General features: G+C 34.8%; 26 protein-coding genes. 16 read left to right on the top strand and 10 right to left on the bottom strand.

From position 1 onward, the window contains the following. Nucleotide 1: 1 nt before the first annotated feature. From N4T20_RS13060 to dnaK, 4 genes are all read right to left on the bottom strand, one after another. The gene (locus tag N4T20_RS13060) at nt 2–1,186 is read right to left on the bottom strand and encodes an acetate/propionate family kinase (protein WP_260669576.1); all 1,185 of its coding nucleotides are present in this window, start codon (nt 1,184–1,186) and stop codon (nt 2–4) included. 86 nt (nt 1,187–1,272) lie between these two features. Then, nucleotides 1,273–3,366 (bottom strand): phosphate acetyltransferase, encoded by a 2,094-nt coding sequence (gene pta, locus N4T20_RS13055; RefSeq protein ID WP_260669575.1) that lies wholly within the window; start codon nt 3,364–3,366, stop codon nt 1,273–1,275. Nucleotides 3,367–3,432: 66 nt separating this feature from the next. After that, nucleotides 3,433–4,506, bottom strand: coding sequence for a magnesium/cobalt transporter CorA (corA, locus tag N4T20_RS13050; protein ID WP_260669574.1), 1,074 nt, complete (start codon nt 4,504–4,506; stop codon nt 3,433–3,435). 201 nt (nt 4,507–4,707) lie between these two features. Next, nucleotides 4,708–6,591: a molecular chaperone DnaK gene (gene dnaK / locus N4T20_RS13045; protein ID WP_260669573.1), complete on the bottom strand. Its 1,884-nt coding sequence runs from the start codon at nt 6,589–6,591 to the stop codon at nt 4,708–4,710. A gap of 384 nt (nt 6,592–6,975) precedes the next feature. On the opposite strand from dnaK, the gene N4T20_RS13040 reads away from it, so the two are divergent. The 5 genes from N4T20_RS13040 (at nt 6,976) to N4T20_RS13020 (ending at nt 9,581) form a co-directional block, all read left to right on the top strand. Then, a complete protein-coding gene (locus N4T20_RS13040) occupies nt 6,976–7,464 on the top strand; it encodes a hypothetical protein (protein WP_260669572.1) in 489 nt (162 codons plus the stop codon). A gap of 44 nt (nt 7,465–7,508) precedes the next feature. After that, a complete protein-coding gene (locus N4T20_RS13035; RefSeq protein WP_260669571.1) occupies nt 7,509–7,907 on the top strand; it encodes an NUDIX hydrolase in 399 nt (132 codons plus the stop codon). A 95-nt stretch (nt 7,908–8,002) separates the two neighbouring features. Continuing rightward, nucleotides 8,003–8,464 carry an SRPBCC family protein gene (locus tag N4T20_RS13030; RefSeq protein WP_260669570.1) on the top strand — a complete coding sequence of 154 codons (462 nt, stop codon included), beginning with the start codon at nt 8,003–8,005 and terminating at the stop codon, nt 8,462–8,464. A 78-nt stretch (nt 8,465–8,542) separates the two neighbouring features. After that, nucleotides 8,543–9,016 carry a DUF1203 domain-containing protein gene (locus tag N4T20_RS13025; protein WP_260669569.1) on the top strand — a complete coding sequence of 158 codons (474 nt, stop codon included), beginning with the start codon at nt 8,543–8,545 and terminating at the stop codon, nt 9,014–9,016. A 127-nt stretch (nt 9,017–9,143) separates the two neighbouring features. Next, on the top strand, nt 9,144–9,581 hold the full coding sequence (locus N4T20_RS13020) for an acyl-CoA thioesterase (RefSeq protein WP_057122622.1): 438 nt from the start codon (nt 9,144–9,146) through the stop codon (nt 9,579–9,581). Nucleotides 9,582–9,674: 93 nt separating this feature from the next. Here N4T20_RS13020 and N4T20_RS13015 read toward each other — a convergent pair whose 3' ends face one another. Further along, the gene (locus N4T20_RS13015; protein ID WP_260669568.1) at nt 9,675–10,367 is read right to left on the bottom strand and encodes a hypothetical protein; all 693 of its coding nucleotides are present in this window, start codon (nt 10,365–10,367) and stop codon (nt 9,675–9,677) included. A 281-nt stretch (nt 10,368–10,648) separates the two neighbouring features. Between N4T20_RS13015 and N4T20_RS13010 the strand changes: the two genes are divergently transcribed. The 7 genes from N4T20_RS13010 to N4T20_RS12980 all read left to right on the top strand — a co-directional run bounded on the left by N4T20_RS13010 (nt 10,649) and on the right by N4T20_RS12980 (nt 16,702). After that, nucleotides 10,649–11,638, top strand: coding sequence for an alpha/beta fold hydrolase (locus N4T20_RS13010; protein ID WP_260669567.1), 990 nt, complete (start codon nt 10,649–10,651; stop codon nt 11,636–11,638). A gap of 50 nt (nt 11,639–11,688) precedes the next feature. Beyond that, nucleotides 11,689–12,078: a DUF1398 domain-containing protein gene (locus N4T20_RS13005; RefSeq protein WP_260669566.1), complete on the top strand. Its 390-nt coding sequence runs from the start codon at nt 11,689–11,691 to the stop codon at nt 12,076–12,078. Between the two features lie 14 nt (nt 12,079–12,092). Beyond that, a complete protein-coding gene (locus N4T20_RS13000; RefSeq protein WP_260669565.1) occupies nt 12,093–12,950 on the top strand; it encodes a ThuA domain-containing protein in 858 nt (285 codons plus the stop codon). A 43-nt stretch (nt 12,951–12,993) separates the two neighbouring features. After that, on the top strand, nt 12,994–13,791 hold the full coding sequence (locus tag N4T20_RS12995) for a hypothetical protein (protein ID WP_260669564.1): 798 nt from the start codon (nt 12,994–12,996) through the stop codon (nt 13,789–13,791). A gap of 34 nt (nt 13,792–13,825) precedes the next feature. Continuing rightward, nucleotides 13,826–14,674, top strand: a complete 849-nt coding sequence (locus N4T20_RS12990; protein WP_260669563.1) for a sulfurtransferase — start codon at nt 13,826–13,828, stop codon at nt 14,672–14,674. A gap of 168 nt (nt 14,675–14,842) precedes the next feature. Next, nucleotides 14,843–16,084 (top strand): ATP-binding cassette domain-containing protein, encoded by a 1,242-nt coding sequence (locus tag N4T20_RS12985; RefSeq protein WP_260669562.1) that lies wholly within the window; start codon nt 14,843–14,845, stop codon nt 16,082–16,084. After that, complete coding sequence (locus N4T20_RS12980; RefSeq protein ID WP_260669561.1) at nt 16,085–16,702, top strand: hypothetical protein; 618 nt, start codon at nt 16,085–16,087, stop codon at nt 16,700–16,702. Between the two features lie 185 nt (nt 16,703–16,887). On the opposite strand, the gene N4T20_RS12975 is transcribed toward N4T20_RS12980, so the two are convergent. Further along, on the bottom strand, nt 16,888–17,931 hold the full coding sequence (locus N4T20_RS12975) for an RluA family pseudouridine synthase (protein WP_260669560.1): 1,044 nt from the start codon (nt 17,929–17,931) through the stop codon (nt 16,888–16,890). Then, a complete protein-coding gene (locus N4T20_RS12970; RefSeq protein ID WP_260669559.1) occupies nt 17,921–18,541 on the bottom strand; it encodes a PASTA domain-containing protein in 621 nt (206 codons plus the stop codon). The genes N4T20_RS12975 and N4T20_RS12970 overlap by 11 nt, the downstream gene beginning before the upstream one ends. Before the next feature lie 435 nt (nt 18,542–18,976). On the opposite strand from N4T20_RS12970, the gene N4T20_RS12965 reads away from it, so the two are divergent. The 3 genes from N4T20_RS12965 (at nt 18,977) to N4T20_RS12955 (ending at nt 21,209) form a co-directional block, all read left to right on the top strand. Beyond that, the gene (locus tag N4T20_RS12965) at nt 18,977–19,948 is read left to right on the top strand and encodes a D-alanine--D-alanine ligase (protein WP_260669558.1); all 972 of its coding nucleotides are present in this window, start codon (nt 18,977–18,979) and stop codon (nt 19,946–19,948) included. A 144-nt stretch (nt 19,949–20,092) separates the two neighbouring features. Next, nucleotides 20,093–20,551, top strand: a complete 459-nt coding sequence (gene coaD / locus N4T20_RS12960) for a pantetheine-phosphate adenylyltransferase (RefSeq protein WP_095954720.1) — start codon at nt 20,093–20,095, stop codon at nt 20,549–20,551. A 79-nt stretch (nt 20,552–20,630) separates the two neighbouring features. Next, complete coding sequence (locus N4T20_RS12955) at nt 20,631–21,209, top strand: alkylphosphonate utilization protein (protein WP_260669557.1); 579 nt, start codon at nt 20,631–20,633, stop codon at nt 21,207–21,209. A gap of 203 nt (nt 21,210–21,412) precedes the next feature. Here the strand turns inward: N4T20_RS12955 and N4T20_RS12950 are convergent, their stop codons facing one another. Together N4T20_RS12950 and N4T20_RS12945 are read right to left on the bottom strand one after the other, a co-directional pair. Beyond that, entirely contained in the window at nt 21,413–21,859 is a 447-nt protein-coding gene (locus N4T20_RS12950) for a hypothetical protein (protein ID WP_260669556.1), read from the bottom strand. 267 nt (nt 21,860–22,126) lie between these two features. Beyond that, complete coding sequence (locus N4T20_RS12945; protein ID WP_260669555.1) at nt 22,127–23,491, bottom strand: DEAD/DEAH box helicase; 1,365 nt, start codon at nt 23,489–23,491, stop codon at nt 22,127–22,129. 164 nt (nt 23,492–23,655) lie between these two features. On the opposite strand from N4T20_RS12945, the gene N4T20_RS12940 reads away from it, so the two are divergent. Next, a complete protein-coding gene (locus N4T20_RS12940; RefSeq protein WP_260669554.1) occupies nt 23,656–25,383 on the top strand; it encodes a M14 family metallopeptidase in 1,728 nt (575 codons plus the stop codon). A gap of 289 nt (nt 25,384–25,672) precedes the next feature. Here N4T20_RS12940 and N4T20_RS12935 read toward each other — a convergent pair whose 3' ends face one another. After that, on the bottom strand, nt 25,673–26,068 hold the full coding sequence (locus N4T20_RS12935; protein WP_260669553.1) for a hypothetical protein: 396 nt from the start codon (nt 26,066–26,068) through the stop codon (nt 25,673–25,675). Nucleotides 26,069–26,099 lie beyond the last annotated feature (31 nt).

Here is a 26,099-nt window from a genome sequence, read left to right as displayed (position 1 = left end):
TTTAATTTTCAAGCAATTGAAAAACCTGATTGGCAATTTCATATTCTTCATCTGTCGGAACAACCAAAACTTTTACAATTGATTTTTCTGAATTGATTTCTCTTAATTCTTTTGAACGCAGTTCATTTTTTCCTGTGTCAATTTCAATTCCGAAATAATCCATATCCGTGCAAATCAAATTACGCATATAAGATGAATTTTCTCCAATTCCTGCTGTAAAAACAATGGCATCCAATCCGTTTAAAGCAGCCGCATAAGCACCAATCGTTTTTCTAATTCTGTAGGCATTCATCTGTAATGCCAGCACACAATCTTTATTGCCTTTTTCTGCTTCTGCTTCAATATCGCGTAAGTCGCTATAGCCAGTAAGACCAAGCATACCGCTTTGTTTAAGTAAAATTGCATTTACCTCATCTGGAGTGTATCCTAAATTTTTAATCATATAAAAAACAACAGACTGGTCAATATCACCTGCGCGTGTACCCATAATGAGACCGTTCGAAGGCGAGAATCCCATTGAGGTATCAATACATTTTCCGTTTTTAACAGCGGCCATACTGCAGCCATTTCCTAAGTGAATGGTAATTATTTTAGAATTGTTTTTTAAATAATTAATCGCTTTTTCAGAAACATACTTGTGGCTTGTTCCATGAAAACCATAAACACGAACTTTATTTTCTGTCAAAAGATAATTCGGAATAGCATATTTATAAGCTACTTCTGGCATTGTCTGATGAAAAGCAGTATCAAAAACAGCTATTTGCTCGGCAGAGCTAAAAATCTCCTCAGCTACATTAATTCCCTCCAAATTGGCAGGATTATGCAAAGGCGCCAATTCAAAAAGCTGCTTGATTTTTTCCTTAACTTTTTCGTCAATTTTTACTGTAGCGCTAAAATCGCTTCCGCCATGCACCACACGATGACCGACAGCCGCAATTTCTGAAGTCGATTTAATCACTCCTTTTTCAACATCCAAAAGCATATTGGCTACTTTTTGCAGACCTACTTTGTGATTTGGAATTGCAATTGTTTCTTCGCGAGAAGCTGCAGCGGTTTTAAAGGTTACGTTTGAAGTTTCTAAGCCAATTCGATCAATCATTCCAGAGCATATCACTTGGTTTTCTGGCATTACCATTAATTGGTATTTAATTGAAGAACTTCCTGAATTTATAATTAGTATTTTCATTTTTTATTAAAGTTGCTAAGATGCTGAGCTGCTAAGGTTCTAAGTTTTAACGCTGCAAACTCAAAGTAATTTATTTTTAATTGAATTTACATTCCTTGTGCCTGAATGGCGGTAATTACTACTGTATTGATAATATCATCTACAGTACAGCCACGACTCAAATCGTTTACAGGTTTGTTTAAACCTTGCAGCATTGGACCGATTGCCAAAGCCCCAGTTTCTCTCTGAACGGCTTTGTAGGTGTTGTTTCCTGTATTTAAATCAGGGAAAATCAATACGCTGGCTTGTCCAGCCACTTCTGAATCTGGCATTTTGCTTTTTCCGACGCTTAAATCAACTGCAGCATCATACTGAATTGGACCTTCAATTTTTAAATCAGGCCTTTTTTCTTTTACGATTGCTGTAGCCGTTCTTACTTTATCAACTTCATCTCCTTTTCCTGATGATCCAGAAGAATAAGAAAGCATGGCAATTTTAGGTTCAATTCCGAATGCTAAACTTGATTCGGCAGAAGAAATAGCGATTTCCGCCAATTGTTCTGCCGTCGGGTTAGGATTAATAGCGCAATCTCCAAAAACAGAAACGCGGTCTTCTAAGCACATAAAGAATACCGAAGAAACTACAGATGAATTTGGTTTTGTTTTAATGAATTGCAATGCTGGTAAAATGGTATGCTGTGTTGTATGCGCTGCACCAGAAACCATTCCGTCAGCGTGCCCTTTATAAACCATCATCGTTCCGAAATAAGAAACGTCTTCCATTAAATCTCTTGCCATTGTAATACTCACGTTTTTAGCTTTTCTAAGCTCATAATAAGTATTGGCATAATCTTCATACATTTCAGATTCTATTGGATTGATGATGTTTACTTTAGAAAAATCAAATGTAAGTCCGAGTTCTGCAACTTTGCTTTCTATTTGCTTTTTATCTCCAATAATCGAAATATCAACTACATCCATATCCAACAATCTTGATGCTGCCGTAATAATTCTATCATCATTTCCTTCTGGCAATACGATATGTTTTCTGTGCTGCTTGGCTCTTTTCACCATATTGTATTGAAACATTTTTGGCGTCATGCCTTCAGGCTGAAAAGTAATTACTCGTTGTGACAGAGCCTCAATTTCAACGTATTTTTCAAAAGTATTGATTGATGTTTCAATCTTATGTGTATTGTTGGCGTAAATCTCAGATTTTATAGAACCTATTTTATTGGTGATATGATACGTTCCTCCATCAACAGCAATAATTGGAACAATGGCAGAAAGTCCTTCAATAAGTTTTAAGATACTTTCTTCTGGCACTATATTTCCTGTTAGAATGATCCCTGAAATAGTTGGATAATTAGCCGATTCATTTGCTTGTAAAGCCCCTAAAATAATATCAGAACGGTCTCCTGGAGTAATCACCAAAGCATTGTCATTCAAATGCACCAAATAATTATGAAGCTGCATCGCTCCTACACTATAATGCCCAATTTCGTTGTTCAAATAGTTTTCGCCAAATAAGACTTTTGCATTCAGCTCGTTTACAATTTCCTGCATCGTCGGATTGTTCAAACTTGAAATAAGCGGAATTGTATTGATCAATACATTTGAAGGCAAACTTTTTTTCAGGCTATTGGTAACCAATTCGATATTTTCCGGCTGTACTTTATTCGCAAAAACAGACAAAACTTCAACCTCTTTGATTTTAAAGGAATCGTAAACTAAGTAAAGGCTATCTAAAAGTTCTTCTAAAGTTTTACCAACTCCTGAACCCACAATTATGGTCGGAATACCAAGATTTTTAGCAATTAAAACGTTCAAATCTAATTCGATAGAGGTTCCTTCTCCAGTAAAGCTTGTTCCTTCAACCAAAACAAAATCGAAACGTTCTTCTAGTTTTTTATATTTTTCAATGATCAAATCTAGAACCTCCCCTATTTTCCCTTTGTTCTTTTTCTTGATCAATCTGCTTTTGGTGATGGCATAGGCATCTTCAAACGCAATATCAAGGTTAAAATACGACAAAACAGTCTCAATATGATTGTCTACCTCACCATCGACAAAATCTTCGATTATAGGCCTAAAATATCCTACTTTGGCTGTTTTGCCAATCAAGATACTCATCAAACCTAGCGTGATAATCGATTTACCGCTATTATGGTCGCTTGTGGCTATATATATTGCTTTACTCATAATTATTATTTTTTTATTCTAAATACCAAATTTACGAAAATCAAATTCTTCAAATTTAAAAGGAAACTAAAACCAGCGTCGTTTTTTGAAATATATGATTAGGGCTATAACCAGCAAAAACATCACGCCCATAACTACAAAATAGCCGTTCTTCATTTTGAGTTCAGGCATATTTTCAAAGTTCATTCCGTACACTCCCACTATAAAAGTAAGCGGAATAAATATGGCTGATATAATCGTCAGCGTTTTCATGATTTCATTCATTTTTCGGCTTTGTTCCGAAAAATAAAAATTAGAAGCACTTTCTAAAGCGCTCATATCTGATTCTATCTGATCTAAAAGCTCCAAACTTTTCTGATGCAGCCTGATAAAGAAATTAAATGTCTCTTTTTGAATCAAACCATTATCCTCGTCATCATCTTTCTTCGTTTTCAAGTAATAAAGCGAATCTCGAAGCGGCACAATGGAACGTTTTAAGAAATTCAAATTATCGCGATGATTTTCAATTTTCTCCAAAATAACGGGTTTAGCATCTTTTTTAGTCAAATTGATTAAATCTTCGATTTTGTCTTCTTCATCTTCCAATGTAATGTAGAAATTTTCCATTACAGCATCTAAAAGCAGATACAAGAGATAATCTACCTTTTTGGTTCTAACGATTCCGGCGTGCGTACGCAGACGCTCACGGATATGCGTAAAAAAGTCGCTGCGTTTTTCTTGAAATGAAATTAAGATACCGTCCTTCAGAATAAAACTCAATTGTTCTACACTGATATTATCTGAATATTCAGAAGGAAGGAGCGATTTTATATTGAAGAACAGAATGTCTTGCTGATCTTCTAATTTAGTTCTTTTGGTAGTGTTCAAGATATCGGCAAGAAGAAAATCGTCCAATTTGAAATGTGCGCCGATTGTTTTAATGAGATTGATATCATTAAGCCCGTGAATATTGAGCCAATTGTTTTTTGTATAATCAAAACAAGAATTTAGAGCCAAAACAGTAAACTTATCATATTCGACAACATCAGCATCATTATATACAAAAAGCTGCATCTCTGTTTCGTGCTCTTTATGCGTGCCAGTGTACTCTAAAGTAATGTGTTGGAGCTTGCGTCCTTTCTTGTATTTTATCTTTCTCATTCACGAAAATTTTACAATAGTAATATTACGAAAAAGAATTTGAACAGGAAATGACAAATATCAGTTTGTAAAAAACCTAAGCTAGACGCAGCAGTGTGTCGATACAGTTAATTCATACCAATAAAAAAACCGAGCCATTTCTGACTCGGTTTTCAATATTCTTTTGTAAAGACGCACTGTAGCACGTCTTTACGGAGTAAATTATTTTACTTCTTCAAATTCAACGTCTTCAACATTGTCTCCAGAAGATTGCTCTTGTTGTGGAGCAGCTTGCTGTCCTTCACCTCCTTGAGCGTACATTGCTTCTGTAGCTGTTTTCCAAGCTGCATTTACATTGTCTAATCCTTTTTGGATTGCGTCAAGATCTTGAGATTGGTGAGCCATTCTCAATTCAGTTAAAGCATATTCGATAGCTGTTTTTTGCTCGTCTGTCAATTTATCTCCCAATTCTTTCAATTGACTTTCAGTTTGGAAAATAGTACTGTCAGCTTCGTTTAATTTCTCAGCTCTTTCTTTTGCAATTCTATCTGCATCAGCATTAGCTTCAGCATCTTTTTTCATTTTTTCGATTTCTTCAGCTGTTAATCCAGAAGAAGCTTCGATACGGATATCGTGAGATTTTCCTGTTCCTTTGTCAGTTGCAGAAACTTTGATGATACCATTAGCATCGATATCGAAAGTTACTTCGATTTGAGGAACTCCTCTTGGTGCTGGTGGAATACCATCTAAGTGGAAACGACCGATAGTTTTGTTATCTACAGCCATTGCTCTTTCTCCTTGCAATACGTGGATTTCAACAGATGGTTGAGAATCAGCAGCAGTAGAGAATACTTGAGATTTTTTAGTTGGGATAGTTGTGTTAGCCTCAATTAATTTAGTCAATACACCACCCATAGTTTCGATACCTAAAGAAAGAGGAGTTACGTCAAGTAACAATACATCTTTTACATCTCCAGATAAAACTCCACCTTGAATAGCAGCTCCAATAGCCACAACCTCATCAGGGTTAACTCCTTTAGAAGCTTTTTTACCGAAGAATTTCTCCACTTCGTCAGCGATTCTTGGCATACGAGTAGAACCTCCTACAAGGATAACTTCGTCAATATCAGATGTAGATAAACCTGCATCTTTTAATGCTTTAGCAACTGGCTCCATAGAACGTTTTACTAATGCATCTGATAATTGCTCAAATTTAGCTCTAGTTAATTTTTTCACTAAGTGTTTTGGTCCAGAAGCAGTAGCCGTTACGTATGGCAAGTTGATTTCTGTTTCAGCAGAAGAAGATAATTCAATCTTAGCTTTCTCAGCAGCTTCTTTCAAACGCTGTAAAGACATTGGATCTAAACGTAAGTCAATACCTTCTTCAGTTTTGAATTCATCAGCCAACCAGTCAATAATAACTTGGTCAAAATCATCACCACCTAAGTGAGTATCACCGTTTGTAGATAATACTTCAAATACACCGTCTCCTAATTCAAGAACAGAGATATCAAAAGTACCTCCACCTAAATCGTAAACAGCAATTTTTTGATCATTTCCTTTTTTATCTAATCCGTAAGCAAGTGCAGCAGCAGTTGGCTCGTTGATGATACGCATAACTTTAAGACCAGCGATTTCTCCAGCTTCTTTTGTAGCTTGACGCTGAGCATCGTTAAAGTATGCAGGAACTGTAATAACTGCCTCAGTTACTGTTTGACCTAAATAGTCTTCAGCAGTTTTTTTCATTTTTTGAAGTGTCATTGCAGACAATTCTTGAGCAGTGTATAAACGACCGTCAATATCCACACGTGGAGTATTGTTGTCACCTTTTACTACTTTGTAAGGAACTCTTTTTGCTTCACCTTCAGTTTCTGCAAAAGTGTGTCCCATGAAACGTTTAATAGAAGCAATCGTTTTTGTAGGGTTAGTTACTGCTTGTCTTTTTGCAGGATCACCTACTTTAATTTCTCCACCTTCAACAAAAGCGATGATAGATGGTGTAGTTCTTTTTCCTTCTGCGTTAGGGATAACAACTGCTTCGTTACCTTCCATTACAGAAACACAAGAGTTCGTCGTACCTAAGTCAATTCCGATTATTTTACCCATTTTTTATATATTTAATTTTTGATTTAATTTTAATAACTCAGGTGGCATAAGTCAATCTTTGTGCCAATATAAAAAACCGATGTAAATTGTCAGTTTTGCTTTTGGCACACCAATAATCGTCTGACAACATGACATTTTTAAGACATGACAAGTATGGCATAACAACACAATTATGTCATTTTAAGCACTGACTGACTTTCCTATTTCTTATTATGCCTTCATCAATTTATAAAACCAACCAATTAAAATATCTTTGATGAACCGTAATAAAAACAATATATTTACTCGTTTTTTTGAGTAGCTTTTTATGAATTTACTACAAATTAACCTAACGAGAAGTTTACGAAAAAACCAATTTTAAAAGCATCTGATAATTTAAAGAAAATGAAGAGATATATTGCAATTTTTATTATAAACCTTATCGCTTTACTTCTTTTCATTACTTCTTTTTCAACTACCTACTATAATGTAAAACATTTTGATAAAAGCGATATTGTAACAGGAACAGTTACCAAAGTAAATTTAGTTTCGAATTATAATAAGGGCGGAACATTATATGCATTCGAATATGAAATCAACAACAATAAAAATATTCTATATTTGACAGCACACGAAAGATTAAACTACACGATTAATGTTGGAGACAGAATAGTTTCTAAAAATTTACACGCAGGGAATACGAACTCAAAAATACTAACTATTAATGGTGAAAAAATTAATTCCTATTATGGAATATTTGACTTTTTAATGTTGATTGTAGTTGTTGCAGTTCCTTTGATATACTTTTTTTACTTTAGAATATTTAATAAAAGAAAATACAAAAATAGAACCGAAGAATATAAATTGATGTACAATAGAAAAAGACATCCATAAAAATAAAAGCCTAAAAAAAATATATAGTTTAAAAAAAAAGCATAATGATTGAAATTGATAAAATTGCATTAATTAAAATTGAAAACGGTCAAATTTTAAGCACAAGATCAAAAGGAAAAAATAAATATTACATTCCTGGCGGAAAAAGAGAGCATAACGAGACCGATGAGCAAACTTTAGTTAGAGAAATCCAAGAAGAATTAAATGTAGAAATCATACCAAAATCTATAGAGTATCTCGGAACTTTTAAAGCGCAATCAGATGGGGCAGCTGACGGAATTATTGTAAAGATGACCTGTTATAAAGCTGACTACGAAGGAACTCCACAGGAAAGCAATGAAATTGAAGAAATTAAATGGCTAAATTATAAGGATCTTGAAATAATATCCGAAGTTGACAAAATTATCTTTAAACACCTAAATGAAAACGGATTACTAGTTTAAATACAAATTAAGGCAGAAATGGATAAGTTTAAAAGTATCTAAAAATAACGTAACTTTATAACTGTCCATTTTTGTTTAATTTAAAACTTCAAAAAATGACCTCAGATATTCTTTCCACAACACCCGATTCAGAAATTGTCACGATACGAGTTTTGAATTTCCCGCAGGAACTTGTTTTTAAAGCATGGAGCCAGCCTGAACATTTAAAGAATTGGTGGGGACCAAAAGGTTTTACCAACACTTTTTACGAATTTGATTTTCGCGAAGGCGGAAGATGGAAATTTACAATGCATGGCCCTGAAAGAGGCAATTTTGAAAACGAATGCGAATTTATCAAAATAGACAGCCCCAATCTTATTGCATGGAAACGACATTCGAAACCACTTTTTCAGATTCTAGCAACATTTGAAACTGTTGCTGAAAACCAGACAAAAGTTGTTTTTAAAATGCTTTTTGAAACGGAAGCAGAATGCCAAAAACTGAAACCTTATGTAGTCGATAAAAATGAAGAAAACTTCGATAAACTGGAAGTTGAATTAGAGAAAATGGCACTGTAAATCTAGTTTTCAAAGAAATACAGCAAGATCTGGATTTTTTTATATTCTAACAAATAAGACTTTTGCTTAAAAAAAATCATGAAAGCAAATTTTAAAATTAAGCCTTTAGAGCATACCGAATTTTTAGGCTTATTCGACTTAACAGATTCAGAACTTGAAAAAATTGGCGCAATTAAAATGACTGTCGATAAGTTTCCTGGTTTTCCGTGCAGAATAAGCTTAGAAGATGCAGAAATTGGCGAAGAAGTCATTCTATTGCCATACAGCCATCATAAAACGGCTTCGCCTTATCAAGCTAGCGGACCAATTTTTGTACGAAAGAGAATCGCTACGTCAACATTCGAAACCAACCAAATTCCGCATATGCTTCATCACAGATTGCTTTCGTTGCGCGGTTACGACCAAAACGGCATAATGAAGGAAGCGTCTGTCACAGAAGGAAATACTCTTGAGGAAAGCATCATTAGAACTTTTGAAAACGAAAAAATAGCGTATATCCATATTCATAATGCAAGACCAGGGTGCTATAATTGTCTAGTCGAAAGAGCATAATTGAAAGTGTCTTACAGCATGATGCAAATTGGAAAACAATAAAAAAATATGCACGCATAGTAATTTTATGATATTCGTTTGTTTTTTATTCGTAATTTCGATTTCTCATTAAAATTACAACTACAAAATGGCTTCATTTACAAAAGAAATATCTTTCCGCTGGTCAGATCTTGACCCAAATTTTCACGTTCGCCACAGTGCTTATTACGATTTTGGCGCGCAACACCGTATCGAAATCTTAGAAGAATTAGGATTAACATTGAAAGTAATGCAGACACAAGGTTTTGGCCCTGTTTTGTTTAGAGAAGAATGTGTCTTCAGAAAAGAATTAAAGCTTTCAGACAAAATATTCATTCATACCAAAACATCAAAAATGAAAGCCGATGCTTCACGCTGGTCAATCATTCATGAGTTTAGAAGAGAAGATGATACGCTTTGTGCGACAATCACTGTTGATGGCGCTTGGATGGATACCAAACTGCGCAAACTAGCTTCTCCAACACCAGAAATTGCAATTCAAGCTTTGAGCATTTTCCCTAAAAGTGATGATTTTGTTGGGTTATAAAACCAGCAGCTAACCACATAAAAAATCCCCAAAACAACTACTGATATTGTTTTGGGGATTTTTCTTCTTAACTAAATTGCATTTTAAATTTCGTCATTCAAACTTTAATCCAAAATTTACCCTTTCAAAAGTGGTGCTGCAGGAAATTGCAAATCGTCCGACATTAAGAGTTCCAAAAATCCCCCCTACCGAATGACCAGAATAAAATCCTCCCGCAGAAAATCGGCGAACCTGATATTTTAGCGCAATATCATTTACTCTCGAACTCAGCTGTCCAAAAGCAATCACATTCGGGATAATTTCATAACTTCCAAAAACTTTGGGAACCAGTTTTTTATAATAATCAAAACTTTCGTCGGTATCATAATCAATTATGGACGAATGCAAATTTTCTAGATTTCCGCCGATGTAGGTGTTTTCAGAAAAATGCCATGAAATGCTAAAACCTGTAAAAGTTCCTTCGTAACCGCTTCTCGAATCTACATATCCTATTCCGATTGTAGCTCTAAATTTATCGCAAATTTTTCCGATGTAGCCGACATAAGTTCGATCAATTTCAGACTTGTCAATTCCAGCGCCAAAAATAATATCGTCTTCACACATCGTGAGAGCATACTGAAAATAAGCTGAGTATTGATCTTTATTTGCCGCAACAACGCTCCGGCCTTTATCGAGGTCAATATTTGCTGAAATTAAGGTAGAGTTGATAACAGCAAAGTCAAATGTATTGAGTTCTTGGGCAAATGTGGGGACTGTGAGCAGGAGCAAAAGTATTGTCTTTTTCATAATACTATTTTTTAGGCTTGCAACATTCTGATATTAAAATTACGTACTATTTTCCTGTTAATAAAAGAAGTCCTTTGAAGTGCTACATTATTCGTTAAAATACATTATTTTCATAATCAGCTTCATTTAATCGATAAAAACTTAATAAATCATCGATTATTAACACTAAAAACGCCGAAACCATTTCCAACGCTTTTTTTCTGATAACTTTAAGATTTTAAGCTTTGTTTTAAAAATGGTTCGGTTTAACTTTATAAATCATAAAAATAAATGCCTCCAAAATGAAAATCCTGAAACTATTACTGCTATTAATTCCCTGCTTAAGTTTTGGACAACAAGGAAATATAAAAGCGCTAGACATTAATTTAAGCAATTATGAATATCCTTTCCCAGTTGATTTTATAGAACTCAGCAGCCAGCGCCAATATCTCAAAATGAGCTATATGGATATCATTCCCGGCAACTACAATCAGAAAAATGTTCTTTTGCTTCACGGAAAAAACTTTAATGGCGCTTATTGGGAAACCACCATTAAAGCGCTAACAAAAGAAGGTTATCGTGTAATCGTTCCCGATCAGATTGGTTTTGGAAAATCGACAAAACCAGACAATTTTCAATATACTTTTCAGCAATTAGCCGAAAACACTAAAAAACTTCTAGATCATTTAGGAATTAGCAAAACAACTGTTTTAGGCCATTCGATGGGCGGAATGCTCGCCACCCGCTTTGCATTGATGTATCCGGAAACCACAGAAAAATTAGTTTTAGAAAACCCCATTGGTTTAGAAGACTGGAAACTGGTCGTGCCTTACAAACCTGTCGATTGGTGGTACGAATCGGAGTTAAAACAAAATTACGAAAGCATCAAGCAATACCAAATGGCCAATTATTATGACGGAAAATGGAATGCCAATTATCAAAAATGGGCCGAACTTGGCGCAGGATGGACAACAGCGCCAGATTATGATCTTGTTGCTTGGAATTCTGCTCTTTTGTACGATATGATTTTCACGCAGCCTGTTCTGTACGAATTTAAAAATATTAAATGTCCAACGCTATTGATTATCGGAACGAGGGATAAAACGGCTTTGGGAAAACCATTGGTTTCTGAAGAAGTGAGACAAACAATGGGAAATTATGCCGAATTAGGAAAAAAAACACAGAAAGAAATTCCAAATTCAAAACTGGTGGAGATTCCAAATACAGGACATTTGCCACATATAGAATCTTTTGATGCATTTATAAAATCATTAATCGTATTTTTGAAATAAAAACTCTTTTTACATCTAAAATTTAAAATCAACAATCTAAAATTATAAATATGTTTACAATAGAACAAATAAAAGAAGCCCATTCAAAAGTGAAAAGCGGTGCAGATTTTCCAAATTATATTCAAGATTTAATAATTCTTGGCGTAAAAGGATATGACACTTTTGTGCATGACGGAAGCACTGTCTACTATGGATTAAATAATTACACAGCGGCTGCAGAAGAAAAATATGCAGAAATTAAAGTGGCGGATTTTCCTAACAAAGAGCTTTTTATCGAAAATTTGGTAAAACATCAGCATGGAGAAACCGATTATATGACTTTCTGCAATCACTGTGCGCAATGCGGCATTGCAAAATGGCGAGTGGATATTATTGAAATGACTTGCACTTATTTTGACAAATCTGAGCATGAAATTTTAATCGAAAAAATTCCTGTTTAATTATTCTGCCCTTCATGACTATTTTTAACCAAAACCACCAAACCATTTTTAACAGAAGCATCTTATTTTTCTTTTTAATTCTTTCTTTTTCTGTCTTTTCGCAAAAGAAAAAAGAAAATCCAAAATTTAAAGTGATTGCTTTTTACACAGCAAAAAACGATCAGGCGCATATCAGTTTTGTGCATGAAGCCAATAAATACTTTCCGAAATTGGCAGAAGAAAATCATTTTCAGTATGATTCAACTAGCAATTGGGATAATTTAAACGCTAAGTTTTTATCCAAATATCAGATTGTTCTATTTCTAGATACGCGTCCTGAAAAAAAAGAACAGCGTGAAACTTTCCAGAAATATATGGAAAACGGAGGCGGTTTTATTGGGTTTCATTTCTCGGCATTTGCACTAAACAATTCGACATATCCGCAAGACTGGAACTGGTATCACAATACTTTTTTAGGTTCTGGCGAATACGGCAGCAATACTTGGAGACCGACTTCGGCAGTTTTGAGAGTAGAAAATCTGCATCCTGTGACCAAAAATCTGCCTAAAACCTTCTCCTCTGCTCCAAATGAATGGTACAGGTGGTTTAACGACTTGACCAAAAATCCAGATATTGAGATTTTGCTAGCGATAGACGAATCGAGTTTTCCGTTAGGAACTGGCCCAAAAGCCCATGAAATCTGGCATAGCGGCTACTACCCCGTTGTCTGGACCAATAAAAAATACAAAATGGCATACATAAATATGGGACATAATGATATTGATTATGAAAGCGGAACAAACAAAACCTTATCGTATACTTTTGAAAACAAAACACAGAGTCAGCTAATTTTGAATGCTTTGCTATGGCTTGGCAATTCTAAGAAAAAATAAATTACATAAAATAAACAAAATCTTTTAAACCATTACTTCTTTTATGAAAATCAAAATAGCTTTCGTTCTTCTTTCTCTAGTTTTATTTTCATGCAACACAAAACAGCAAGAGAAAACTAACACTAAAAAGGAAACGGTACACGAAAGCATCAAAACCACTAAAATTGATAATACTGACACCATTCATTATCAGATTTCTGTTTTTGACAACCCTAAATTTACAGACAGAATTCTTAATACAAGAGAAAATTTAAAACAGCTTTCTGACAAAAAACTTTTTTCAAATATCAGTGCTAAACTAACGGCAAAACTCAATGAAAAACAAAACCAATTTTTCAAAGAACACACTGATTACCAATTGCTTTCTTTTGCAAAAGGCAGTATATTTGAGAAAAACAGTGAAGATTATATTTTTATAGTTTATGACACAAAAAACAACAGAACTAAAATTTTACTGTTTAATGCAATAGCAAACACATACGCTGAACTTTATAAAGATCTGAAAGTCAAAAACGGTTTAGAAAATGCCGATTGCAACAGTTATTCTTTTGGAACGCTTGACTATCAGTTTGCCGAAGAACATTTAATTGCAAATGAAGACGCTATTACAATAAATCCCCAATACTATCTGGAAACGCCCCCTGTAAAAATTACGGACATCTCAAAAGACGAAGATTTTTTATTGAAAGACGGGTGTTTTTCAGAAAAAAGTTCCAAAACAAATTTAGAAAATACCCTTTGCATTTCGACAAGTTCTGTGTACAACAATTGGGAATGTCTTCGATATGATAAAACAAATAATACATTTTTAGTTTTTTACAGTCAGGCATTTGCTGATTAATCCATTTAAATAAATCATAAAAAAAGACCGTGATATGTCTGCTACACTTACATCTATTATAAACGTTGGGGAATTACTAAAGCTTCAAGATTCAATTGTCTTAATTGATGCTAGAGCTGGCGCAAACACGTTTGAAAATTATCAAAAAGAACATCTAAAAGGCGCGCGTTTTGCCGATTTAAATCGTGATCTGGCTGCAGTTCCTGATAATCCAGCAAATGGCGGAAGACACCCGTTGCCTTCTTCCGAAGATTTTTCGAAAACACTTTCTTCATTAGGAATTTCACCTTCAGATCATGTTGTTGTTTACGATGATAAAAACGGCTCCAATTTCGCCGCTAGATTCTGGTGGATGATTCGTGCAGTTGGGCATGAAAAAATTCAAGTTTTAAACGGAGGCTATCAATCAGCAATTCAAGCAGGTTTTCCTACCGAAGCAGGAATTGAAACTTTTGAAAAAACAGCTTATCCTTCTCAAGAATGGAAACTGCCTTTAGCCGATATTGAAGAAGTCGAAAAAGCCCGAAAAAACGATCAGAATATTGTAATCGATGTTCGCGATAAAAACAGATATGATGGTTTGATAGAACCTCTGGATTTAATCGCAGGACATATTCCAGGAGCTATCAATGTTCCGCTTACAGAAAATCTGGATGAAAACGGATTCTTTAAACCAGCCAATGAATTAGCTGAAAAGTATAAAGCTGTTCTAAAAGATATAAAACCAGAAAATACAATCGTCCATTGCGGTTCTGGAGTAACAGCCTGTCACACGCTATTAGCGATGGATTACGCCGGACTTCCGATTCCAAAATTATATGCGGGTTCGTGGAGCGAATGGTCAAGAAACGATCGCGAAATGGCAACACAAAAAACAGAATAAAATATATTTTAGCCACAGATTAAAAGGATTAAAAAATGCATTGCCACGACCCGAGCGATAGCGAACAGGCGAAGCAATTTCATGAATTCGCACAAATTTTTCATCAATTATAATTAGTAAAAATTCGTGTAATTAGTGGCTAAAAAAATAATACAAATAAAAAAAACAATGCAACACTGGGATATACTTTTATCAAATCAGGTAAATAAAAAGAAATTAATAGAAAACATATTAAACGGCGAAGCCACTGGAGATTTGGCTGTTTTTAACAATCAAAAAGGAATATTGTTTTCTGATATGGCAATCGAAAAATTTATAGAAAAAGAATTTCAGTATGACAGTGTCGAAGCTTCGCCAGATTCGCACAGACAGCTTCGAACTTTTTCATCTGGCGAACGCAAAAAAGAGTTTTTAAAATACTGCATCAATCAAAAACCGGATTACATTATTTTTGACAATCCTTTTGACCATTTGGATCAGGCTTCACGAGTAGTTTTAGCCAATTCGTTAAAAGATCTAACCAATGATGTTGCAATTATCCAGCTTTTAAATCGTACCGTTGATGTTCTTGAATTTGTGCCAAATAAAGCTCAAATCAAAGACAATACATTCGAATTGCATCCATTTAAAAAAGCTGAAAATCATTTTAAAACATTAAATACAACTGCAATTCCAAAAGCAACAGAAACGCATACTTTTCCTGAAAACGAATTAATCAGACTCGAAAATGTTTCGGTAAGCTATGAAGAGAGAAAGATTCTCAACAACATTTCTTGGACTATCAAACAAGGCGAATTCTGGCAGTTAGTTGGTCCCAATGGTTCGGGAAAAAGCACGATTTTATCTTTGATTACAGGAGACAATCCGAAAGGTTTTGGGCAGAATTTATTCTTATTTGGAAGAAAAAAAGGAACGGGAGAAAGTGTTTGGGATATCAAAAAACAAATCGGAATCTACGCCACTTCTATGATGGATCTGTTTCAAAAAGGCCACACATTGGAACAAATGGTTCTCTCAGGATTTTTTGACCAAATCGGATTGTATACAGAACCCACAACACATCAGAAAAATATCGTGACGCAATGGCTTGAAGTGATCGAAATGACTCATCTGAGAAAAAAGCGCTTTATAGATCTTTCTATTGGACAGCAGCGTGTCGCATTAATTGTTCGCGCCGTTTTAAAACATCCGCCTTTATTGATTTTAGATGAACCCGTAGAAGGTTTAGATGACGAAAATGTAGATTTAGTCATTCAGCTCATCAATACCATAAAGCAAGAAACCAATGTCGCTATCCTATATGTTTCACACCGTATAGAATCAGGCTTGGCTCCTACTTCTGTATTTGAGCTTTTGCCTGCTGAAACTGGATCGATTGGAAAAATAAAATACCATTCAGAATTAAATTAAATGAAAACAAAATTTGCACTATTTCTCCTTTTACAACTAATCTTGATTTCGTGTTCGGGCACCATTTCAACAGTAAAAAAAGAATATACTTTAAGTACATCAAAAGAACTAAAATCAAATTGGACGATTAATTCTAAAGAATGGATTCTAAAAAATGATACCCTTACAGGAAAAGGTTCTCTTTCGCCATGGGGCGTTTTGGTTTCAAAAAAACAGCTTCCAGAGAATTATGAAATCGATTTGAAAATCAATATGGCCAACGCATCTTTATTTGAAATCATGCTCAATTTGGACAAAGGAAAATATATTAGAACCTACTTGTATCAAATTGACCAAAACATTGTAATTGGTGACGGAGTCTATGATAAAAAAGATGACTCATATGGAAAAAGAGGCGGAAAAACCTTATTTAGAAAGCCAATGCAATTAGAAAACAACAAATGGTACGCTGTAAAAATTAAGGCCTTAAACAATCAATTATCATTCTCTGTTGACGATAAAACAAGTTTAGAATGCTCTCTTGAAAAAAGCAACTTAAACCAAAAAGGAAAGCTAGGTTTTATAACAAACGGAGAAATCAAAATAACAGATTTAAGAATAAAAAATCTTCCAGAATAAATTTCATGTAGAGACGCGCTGCAGTGCGTCTTCGCAACGGATATCCACAATACATGAGACGCACTGCGGTGCGTCTCTACAGAATACCAAATCAATAATAAAATTTGCAAAACAAAAAAGCTCCCAAAGGAGCTTTCTTTATAAGTATATGAATTATCTAATTATCTAATTGACAAATTATCTAATTAACTTTCATCCTCAGTATTATGCGACTTCACATAATTACGCCATTTCTCAATACAATCCTGAAAATCCTGAGGCAATTCTGTATCAAAACGCATTAATTCTCCTGTATTCGGATGCACAAATCCAAGCGTTTTCGCGTGCAGCGCCTGACGTGGCAAAGCTTTAAAACAATTTTCGATAAACTGTTTGTATTTGGTAAAAGTCGTTCCCTTCAAAATCAAATGACCGCCGTAACGCTCATCATTAAATAACGGATGACCAATATGCTTCATATGCGCGCGAATCTGGTGTGTTCTTCCTGTTTCCAATTTACAAGAGATAAGAGTCACATAACCAAAACGCTCCAAAACTTTATAATGTGTAATAGCAGGTTTTCCAATTTCCGGATCATCAAAAACGGCCATCTGCATTCTGTCTTTCAAATGTCTCGCTAAGTTTCCTTCAATTGTGCCGCTGTCAGCCGCAACATTTCCCCAAACCAGAGCAATATATTCACGTTCGGTAGTTTTAGCTTCAAACTGCTTTGCCAAATGCGTCATGGCAGCTTCTGTTTTGGCTACAACCAAAAGTCCAGAGGTATCCTTATCAATTCTATGAACTAAACCTGGACGTTCGCTGCTATTCATTGGCAGATTTTCAAAGTGAAATGCCAAAGCATTCACCAAAGTACCTGTATAATTGCCATGTCCAGGGTGCACCACCAATCCCGGCGGTTTATTGATAAGCAGTAACGCATCATCCTCATAAACAATATCCAACGGAATATCTTCTGGATCTACCCTATTTTCAAATGGAGGATGCGACAGCATAACTGTTATCACATCAAAAGGTTTTACTTTGTAATTTGATTTTACTGGAATATCATTCACAAAAATGTTTCCGTTAGTTGCCGCGTTCTGAATCTTATTTCGCGTGGCATTCGGAATCAAATACATCAAATATTTGTCAATACGCAAAAACGCCTGACCTTTTGGGACTTCAAATCTGTAGTGCTCAAATAATTCGTCTTCCAGATCTAAATTTTCTTCAATATTATTGTTCATCACTTGGGGTTTCTGCAGGCACCGCAGTACTGTCTGTTGCCTGGCTTTCATCTACATAACTTGCTTTTCCGTCACCTAAAACCAAATCAATTTTAGAAGCTTTAAGCACACGGTCTCCAACTTTTAAGTTTCTTCCTTTATAACGCATTTCTAAAACCATATCTTTTCCAAGGTTCGGAATATACGTAATCGTTCCTGGCTCAAGACCTAACGCTTTAAGTGTTGGCACAGCCTCACGATATGTTTTTTCGATCAAATCTGGAATTTTTACAGAAGAAAAACCAGAAGCATTAATCTTGATATAAATTTTTCTGCCCACTTTTACCATTGTCCCAGGAAGCGGATCCTGCTCAACAACACTATATTTTGGGTATTCACTTCTGTAATCAACACTATCCAATAGAACGTAATCCAAATCCAATTCGTCCAATTTGTTTTCCACTTGTTCCTCAGTCAGCTTAGACAAATTCGGCACTGCAATTTCGTGTCCGTGATCAGTCGTAAAAGTTAACCAATGCATAAATAAATAACCAATAACCGCAATAATAGCTGCGGCCGCAAGCAATTGCAAGAAAAAAACTCGGCTTGTTAAATACTGACGTAAACTCATAAATTTATTTTTAATAGCGACAAAGATAAAGTATTTCGTTTCAAAAAAAATGATAATTTTGTTTAAAACAAAGAACTTTGGAATTTGGAATTTTTAAAATTCTCGATTTCAAATTTCAGGAGCTGTTTCCTGCTATCCGCTGTATTCCCAATTAACAAAAACTACGGCTAAAAAGCCTTGTTTTTCTAAATCGGGAGATGCCGCTTCTATCAGGGCTAGGGCACTCAGGTTCTAAAGAAGATTTTGTTTTTATTTAAATAACGACAATATTGTCAGGCTGAGCAAAGTCGAAGTCATACAAAGTGATTCAGCACGCGCGACTTCGACTTCGTTCAGTCTGACAAAGAACAAAATAAAAAATTAGTGGGAATTCGTGCAATTCGTGGCGAAAACCAATTAAACAAATTAACGATTAAACAAAAAAGCAAAAAATCGATGAAAAACATTGCCATCATCATGGGCGGCTATTCCAGCGAATACAAAATATCTTTAATCAGCGGAAATGTCGTGTATCAATATCTTGACAAAACAAAATACAACGGATTCCGTATTCACATTTTCAAAGAAAAATGGGTCTATGTAGACGAAAATGAAGCCGAATTTCCAATTGATAGAAATGATTTTTCAGTTACAGTAAACGGTCAGAAAATTACTTTTGACTGTGTTTTCAATGCAATTCACGGAACTCCGGGAGAGGACGGATTAATGCAGGCGTATTTCGAATTGATTGGAATGCCGCAATCTTCTTGCGATTATTACCAATCGGCTCTTACATTCAACAAAAGAGACTTATTATCTGTTTTAAAACCTTACGGAATCAAAACAGCCGTTTCTTATTACCTAAACAAAGGTGATGTAATTAATACTGAGGAAATTGTAAAAAAAGTAGGTTTACCTTGTTTCGTTAAGCCAAATAAAGCAGGTTCTAGTTTCGGAATCTCAAAAGTGAAAACCGAAGCTGAATTGCCAATTGCAATTGAAGTGGCATACAAAGAAGATAACGAAATCATTATTGAAAGCTTCCTTGACGGAACAGAAGTTTCTGTGGGAGTTATCAATTACAAAGGCGAGATTAAAGTTCTTCCAATCACAGAAATTGTATCAGAAAATGATTTCTTTGATTATGAGGCGAAATACGAAGGAAAATCGCAAGAAATCACGCCAGCAAGAATCTCTGACGAACTGACTAAAAAAGTGTCAGAAACTGCAAAACGCGCGTACGAAGTTTTAAAAATGAAAGGTTTTTCAAGAAGCGAATTCATCATTGTAAATGGCGAACCGCATATGCTTGAAATGAATACCATTCCAGGTTTAACAACCGAAAGTTTGATTCCGCAGCAAGCAAAAGCAGCTGGAATTTCTTTGGAAGATTTATTTACAAACGCAATTGAACTAGCTTTGGCATAGCTTCTAAGATACTAAGGTGCTAAGATTCTAAGTTTTGGCACCTTATTTTTTATAACATAACTGTCAGACTGAGCGAAGTCGAAATCATCAAAAATACTTTGCGCCTTTGTGCCTTTGTAGCTTTGCACCTTAAAAAAGAAAAAAATGCGAAAAGCCATATTCCCAGGATCATTTGACCCAATTACTTTAGGACACGAAGACATTATCAAAAGAGGAATTCCTTTATTTGACGAAATTGTAATTGCTATTGGTGTCAATGCCGAAAAAAAATATATGTTTTCATTAGAAGAAAGAAAACGTTTTATCGAAGAAACCTTCAAAGACGAACCAAAAGTCTCTGTCATCACTTATGAAGGCTTAACCATCGATTTGGCAAAAAAACTAAAAGCCAATTTCATCCTAAGAGGTTTGCGCAACCCAGCCGATTTCGAATTCGAAAAAGCCATTGCGCATACTAACCGAAAACTTTCCAAAATAGAAACGGTTTTCTTGTTGACAGCCGCAAGTACCTCATTTATCAGTTCGAGCATTGTACGCGACGTATTGCGTCATGGGGGCGAATATGAAATGCTAGTTCCAGATGCAGTTAGGGTAAAGAAATAACCAAACAAACAACAAAGCATAAACTTGCCAGCGAAGCAAATTATAAGTAATTTCGCATTTTTAAAACAAACACCAAATAATGAGTATCGAGAGAGAATTAAGCAAACGAAGCGGATCTAAATGTGAACTTTGCGGTAATGAAGAGAATTTAAAAGTTTATCAAGTTCTTCCAACTAAAAAAGGAGGTCTTGACGAAGCTATATTTGCCTGCAACACTTGCATTGACCAGATTGAAAACCCAGACAATGTCGATTTAAATCACTGGAGATGCCTTAACGACAGTATGTGGAACGAGAATATTCCTGTACAAGTTGTAGCCTGGAGAATGCTTAGCCGTATGCGCGCCGCAGGATGGCCGCAGGAACTGCTTGACATGATGTACCTAGACGATGAAACGCTGGAATGGGCAAAAGCAACAGGAGAAGGCGAAGATGACGAAAATAAACTAGTACACCGTGACAGCAACGGAGTAGTGCTACAACACGGAGATTCTGTAGTTTTAATAAAAGATCTTAAAGTAAAAGGATCAAGTATGGTTGCCAAACAAGGAACTGCTGTGAGAAACATTCGCTTAGATCACGAAAACGCCGAATACATTGAAGGAAAAGTCGATGGACAGCAGATTGTGATTATTACGCAGTATGTTAAAAAGATATAGTTCTTTTTTAGGAACAAAGTAACAAAGGTTCAAAGGGATAAAGGTTTCTAACTGAAATCAAACCTTTGAACCTTTGTTATTTTGAACCTAAAACAAAAAAAGCTATTCTTGTTGAACAGCTTTTTTTGTTTATGTATTATAAGAGATAAGTAAAAAAAACTTTGTCCCTTTGAACCTTTGAGGCTTTAAACCTCAAAAAAGAATTATTTTTGGAATAATTTATTGATTTGGTCTTTTACGAAAGGCTCAGAAACGTTGTTTGTATCTGCATCTCTCTCTTTACTAGAAACCATGAATTGTACAGTCGCTTTGTCTGGAACCACATTTCCTGTGTAGTGCAACCAAATGTAGTTATTTGGCAATTCTAATTTGATATCGTACAAAGGAGTTGCTGTAAATCCTCCAACAATAATGTTATAAAGGTTATTGTAAGCATTATCGATGTTTTTGAATGAAAATTTTCTTAAGTTAGAAGAATCCTCATCGTTTTGGATAATAGTATAATACACCGTGTACTCATCTCCAATTTTTTGGATGTAATTGTTATTTACTTTTCCTAATTTCTCAACAGGAACTGTCTCTAGAACCTTAACTTGTGCGAAAGAAACAAAGCTAAAGAACAGAGTGGCAATGGTAATAATGTTTTTCATAATGAATTTGGGGTTTACAATTTTGCTGTAGCAAAAAAACATAGAAATATTGAAAAAACACCTATCAAATCATTATTTTTTTAACATAAAATCGTAAATCTTAAGCCATACAACTCTAAACTATTGAAATACAGATGAATAATTATCAAACTTCAAATCTTAAGAAAGAGCAAAGCGATTTCTCAAAAAATCTAAAATCTAAAATCAGAAATCTAAAATCAGAAATCTAAAATCATAAATCTAAAATCATAAATCTAAAATCAGAAATCAATACTTTCCTCTTTTCTCGTCTTCTACTTTTTTGATAACATTGCGGGCAACTTCGATTTTAAACTTCTTGCCTTTCATTTTTTCATCTTTGATATTCTTCAAAAGGTCTTTTACTTTATTGAATTTTACCGCAGCAAACGAAACAAAATCTTTCACTTCAATCAAACCTAAATCCTCTTTTTCCAATTTCCCTTTTTGAGAAAAGAATCCAACGATATCAAATTTATTCAGTTTAGTTTTCTTCCCTCCACTGATATAAATAGTCTGAAATTGCGGCGGTTTCGGCAGCGAAACTTTTCCTTCGACATCCAAAACCTCCATTTCACAATCAATATAATCCAATTGTTTTTCACTTTCGTGAATGATAACATATGCCGTTCCCGTCGCCTGCATACGCGCTGTACGCCCATTTCGGTGCGTAAATTCGTCTTCTTTTAACGGAAGATGGTAATGAATAACGTGTTTCATTTCTGGAATATCCAAACCTCTAGCAGCCAAATCGGTTGTAACCAAATAAGTTACGCTTCCATTCCTAAACTGAATCAAAGCCCTCTCCCGCTCGTCCTGATCCATTCCGCCATGATAATACACCGAATAAATTCCTTTCTCGTTCAATGTATCGCTAATACGTTCTGCCGCATCGCGATGGTTACAGAAAATAATCGCTGATTCTGATTTCAAAGAGCAAATCAGATTGAACAAACTCTGCAGTTTATCCTTGGCAGGCGAAATCACCATTTTCATCGAAAGATTGGTCTTTTCTTCCTCCTCTGGAATAAAATCTAAAACTGTCGGATTTACAACTCTCGTATATTTCGGAATCTCAATATCTGAAGTTGCAGAAACCAAAACTCTTTTATTCACTTTCGGCAATCTGCCAATGATGAAAGACATTTGTTCATGAAATCCTAATTGAAGCGATTTATCAAATTCATCCAAAATTAAAGTCTGAATTTTATCGGTTCTAAAAGATTCTCTGTCAATATGATCGGCAATTCTTCCAGGCGTTCCAATTAAAACCGCTGGCGGATTGCTTAAATTTTTCATTTCCGTTTCAATCGAGTGTCCGCCGTAGCAAATATTTACTTTGTACTGCGTTCCCATTTTCTTCCAAACTTGTTCAATTTGAAGCCCCAATTCGCGTGACGGAACCAAAATCAAACATTGAACCGATAAGATTTCTGGCTGCAATAATTCTAAAACTGGAAGCAAAAACGCTAAGGTTTTTCCAGATCCTGTTGGAGAAAGCAGTAAGACATTGTTATCGTTTAAAATAACATCGTGCGCAGTTTCCTGCATTTCGTTGAGGTTCTGAATCCCTAAATTCGAAAGTATATCGTTGGAATGGTGTTTTTTATTCATTTTGCAAAAGTAGTTAAAAAGTTCGCAGTTTTCTGTATTCAGTTCTCAGTCTCGATTCTTTTGCCACAAATTACACCAATTTTCACTAATTTAATTTGTGTTAATTCGTGTAATTCGTGGCAAACTAAAAAAAACTATATTTGATTCCTATTAAACCCAAAACCATGAAACTTTTCACCTTTCTTTTTTCACTTTTCACGATTGCCCTTTTCGCTCAAAACAATAAAAAATACGATACCTTTTTTGAGAAAGGAAACGGAAACCAATCTGCTTCGTATCAAGAAACAATAGCTTATTGGAAGATGCTCGCTGCCGATTTCCCAACGATTCAAATGAAAGAAATGGGACTAACAGATTCTGGCGAACCTTTGCATATGATTACTTTCAATCCTGACAAAGAATTTGATTTCGATAAAATCCAGAAAACCAAAGCGGTTTTATTTGTAAACAACGGAATCCACGCTGGAGAACCAGACGGAATTGACGCCACAATGCAATTTTACAGAGATTTGGCAACAGGAAAAATGAAAGCGCCAAAAAATACCGTTTTGGTAACGATTCCTGTTTACAATATTGGCGGAGCCTTGAATAGAAATTCGACAACGCGCGCCAATCAAGACGGTCCAGAGATTTATGGTTTTAGAGGAAATGCTAGAAACTACGATTTGAACCGTGATTTAATGAAATCGGATACCCGAAACACAAAGAGTTTTGTTGAGATTTTCCAGAAGATAAATGCCGATGTTTTTATCGATAATCACGTAAGCAACGGCTCTGATTATCAATACAAACTGACTTACATCATGACGCAGCACAACAAACTGGGAACGGTTTTAGGCGATTTTATGAATAACGAAATGATGCCGGCTCTGGTAAAAGATCTTCAGAAAAAGAAAATCGAAACTACGCCTTATGTCGATTCGTTTAAAGATACTCCCGATAAAGGTTTTGGGCAGTTTGTAGATAGTCCGCGATATACAACGGGTTATACTTCGCTGTTTAACACGATTGGTTTTGTGGTCGAAACCCATATGCTGAAAAAATACGCCGAACGCGTAAAAATGACCTATGAATACATGAAATCGACTTTGGATTTTACCGATGCTAATTATCAAAAGATAAAAGATTTACGAATAAAAAACTTGGAACAATACCAGCCTAAAAAATCTTATACATTAAAATGGGAATTGGACAGTACAAAGGCGACTACTTTTTCGTTTTTAGGTTATGAAGCGGGTTACAAAAAAAGCAATGCAACAACAGGAAACCGTTTGTATTACGACCGAAACAAACCGTATAGAAAAGACGTTCCGTACATAAAAGAATTTAAATCGGTTAAAGAAGTCGCGATTCCTACGGCTTATATTGTTACTAGAGGTTATTGGAATGTTATTGAGTTGCTGAAAAACAATAATATTTCCTTTAAACAAATTAAAAACGACACGATTATAGAAGTCGAAAGCTACAGAATTGCCGATTTTAAAACCGTTCCGTCTGCTTACGAAGGACATTATTTGCACAGGAACACAACGGTAACTTCCAAAATGGCTAAAATGGCTTTCGCTAAAGGAGATTACATTGTGCCAACAAACCAAAAAGGTGTAAAATATCTTCTGGAAGCTTTTGAACCAGAAGGCGTTGATTCATTCTTTAATTGGAATTTCTTCGATCCAATTTTACAGCAGAAAGAACACTACTCAGAATACATTTTTGAAGATACTGCGGCACAGCTTTTAAAAGAAAACCCAACTCTAAAAGCAGAATTAGAAGCTAAAAAACAAAATGATCGCGAGTTTGCTAAAAACGCCGAAGCACAATTGGATTGGATTTACAAGCATTCTGTTTATTATGAAAAAGCACATTTGCAGTATCCTGTTTATCGAGTGCTTTAGTTTTTTTTTCATTAAAAAAGAGCCTCTAATTTTTTTTTAGAGGCTCTTTTTTTGAAATTATTAATTGTTCTGTTTTTGTTTTCGAAGTTTAAAAAGATAAATAATTGTTCCAATTATTAAAATTAGTAAAACAGGAAAAAAATAACTCACCATGTAATAAGTATCGTAAATATTAATAGTTAAAAAATATTGGACAAAGTAAAAATAAACGAGCAATAAAGTAGAGATTGCTAAAAAAAATAGATAATTTCTAGTAAGCATTTTAATTTATTTTGATTGTTAAAAAAACTCAATCATAAATTTCAACGATTGGATTTACTTTAATGAATTCAGTTTTATTATTCTTTTTTCTAACTAAATAAACTGTAGCGTTACTAAAAAAGTTTACCAATTCAGCATTGTTTAATTTATTCTTCTTGTTTTTATTATAATATTGTGGGGTCCTTACAAAATCTTTCAGACACAGCACTTCATTAGGTTGCAAATCACTTACAACTTCAACTCCTTTAAAATAAAATTCCTCATCCTCATTTTTATCTTTTATCAAAAACGTATTGGCTTTAGTTTTCGATTCGATAATGTACGAATCATCTAATTTAAAAAAGAATGTGCCATTTAATTTTTCTTGAGCGTGTAAATTGAAACCCAATAAGAATATAGCTAATATATAGATATGTTTTTTCATAATTTGATTTTAAAAACAGGTAATTGAATTG

Source organism: Flavobacterium sp. TR2 (assembly GCF_025252405.1).
Lineage (GTDB): Bacteria > Bacteroidota > Bacteroidia > Flavobacteriales > Flavobacteriaceae > Flavobacterium.
The sequence above is the reverse complement of the archived record's forward strand: the minus strand, read 5'-3'. Positions and strand labels throughout refer to the sequence as shown.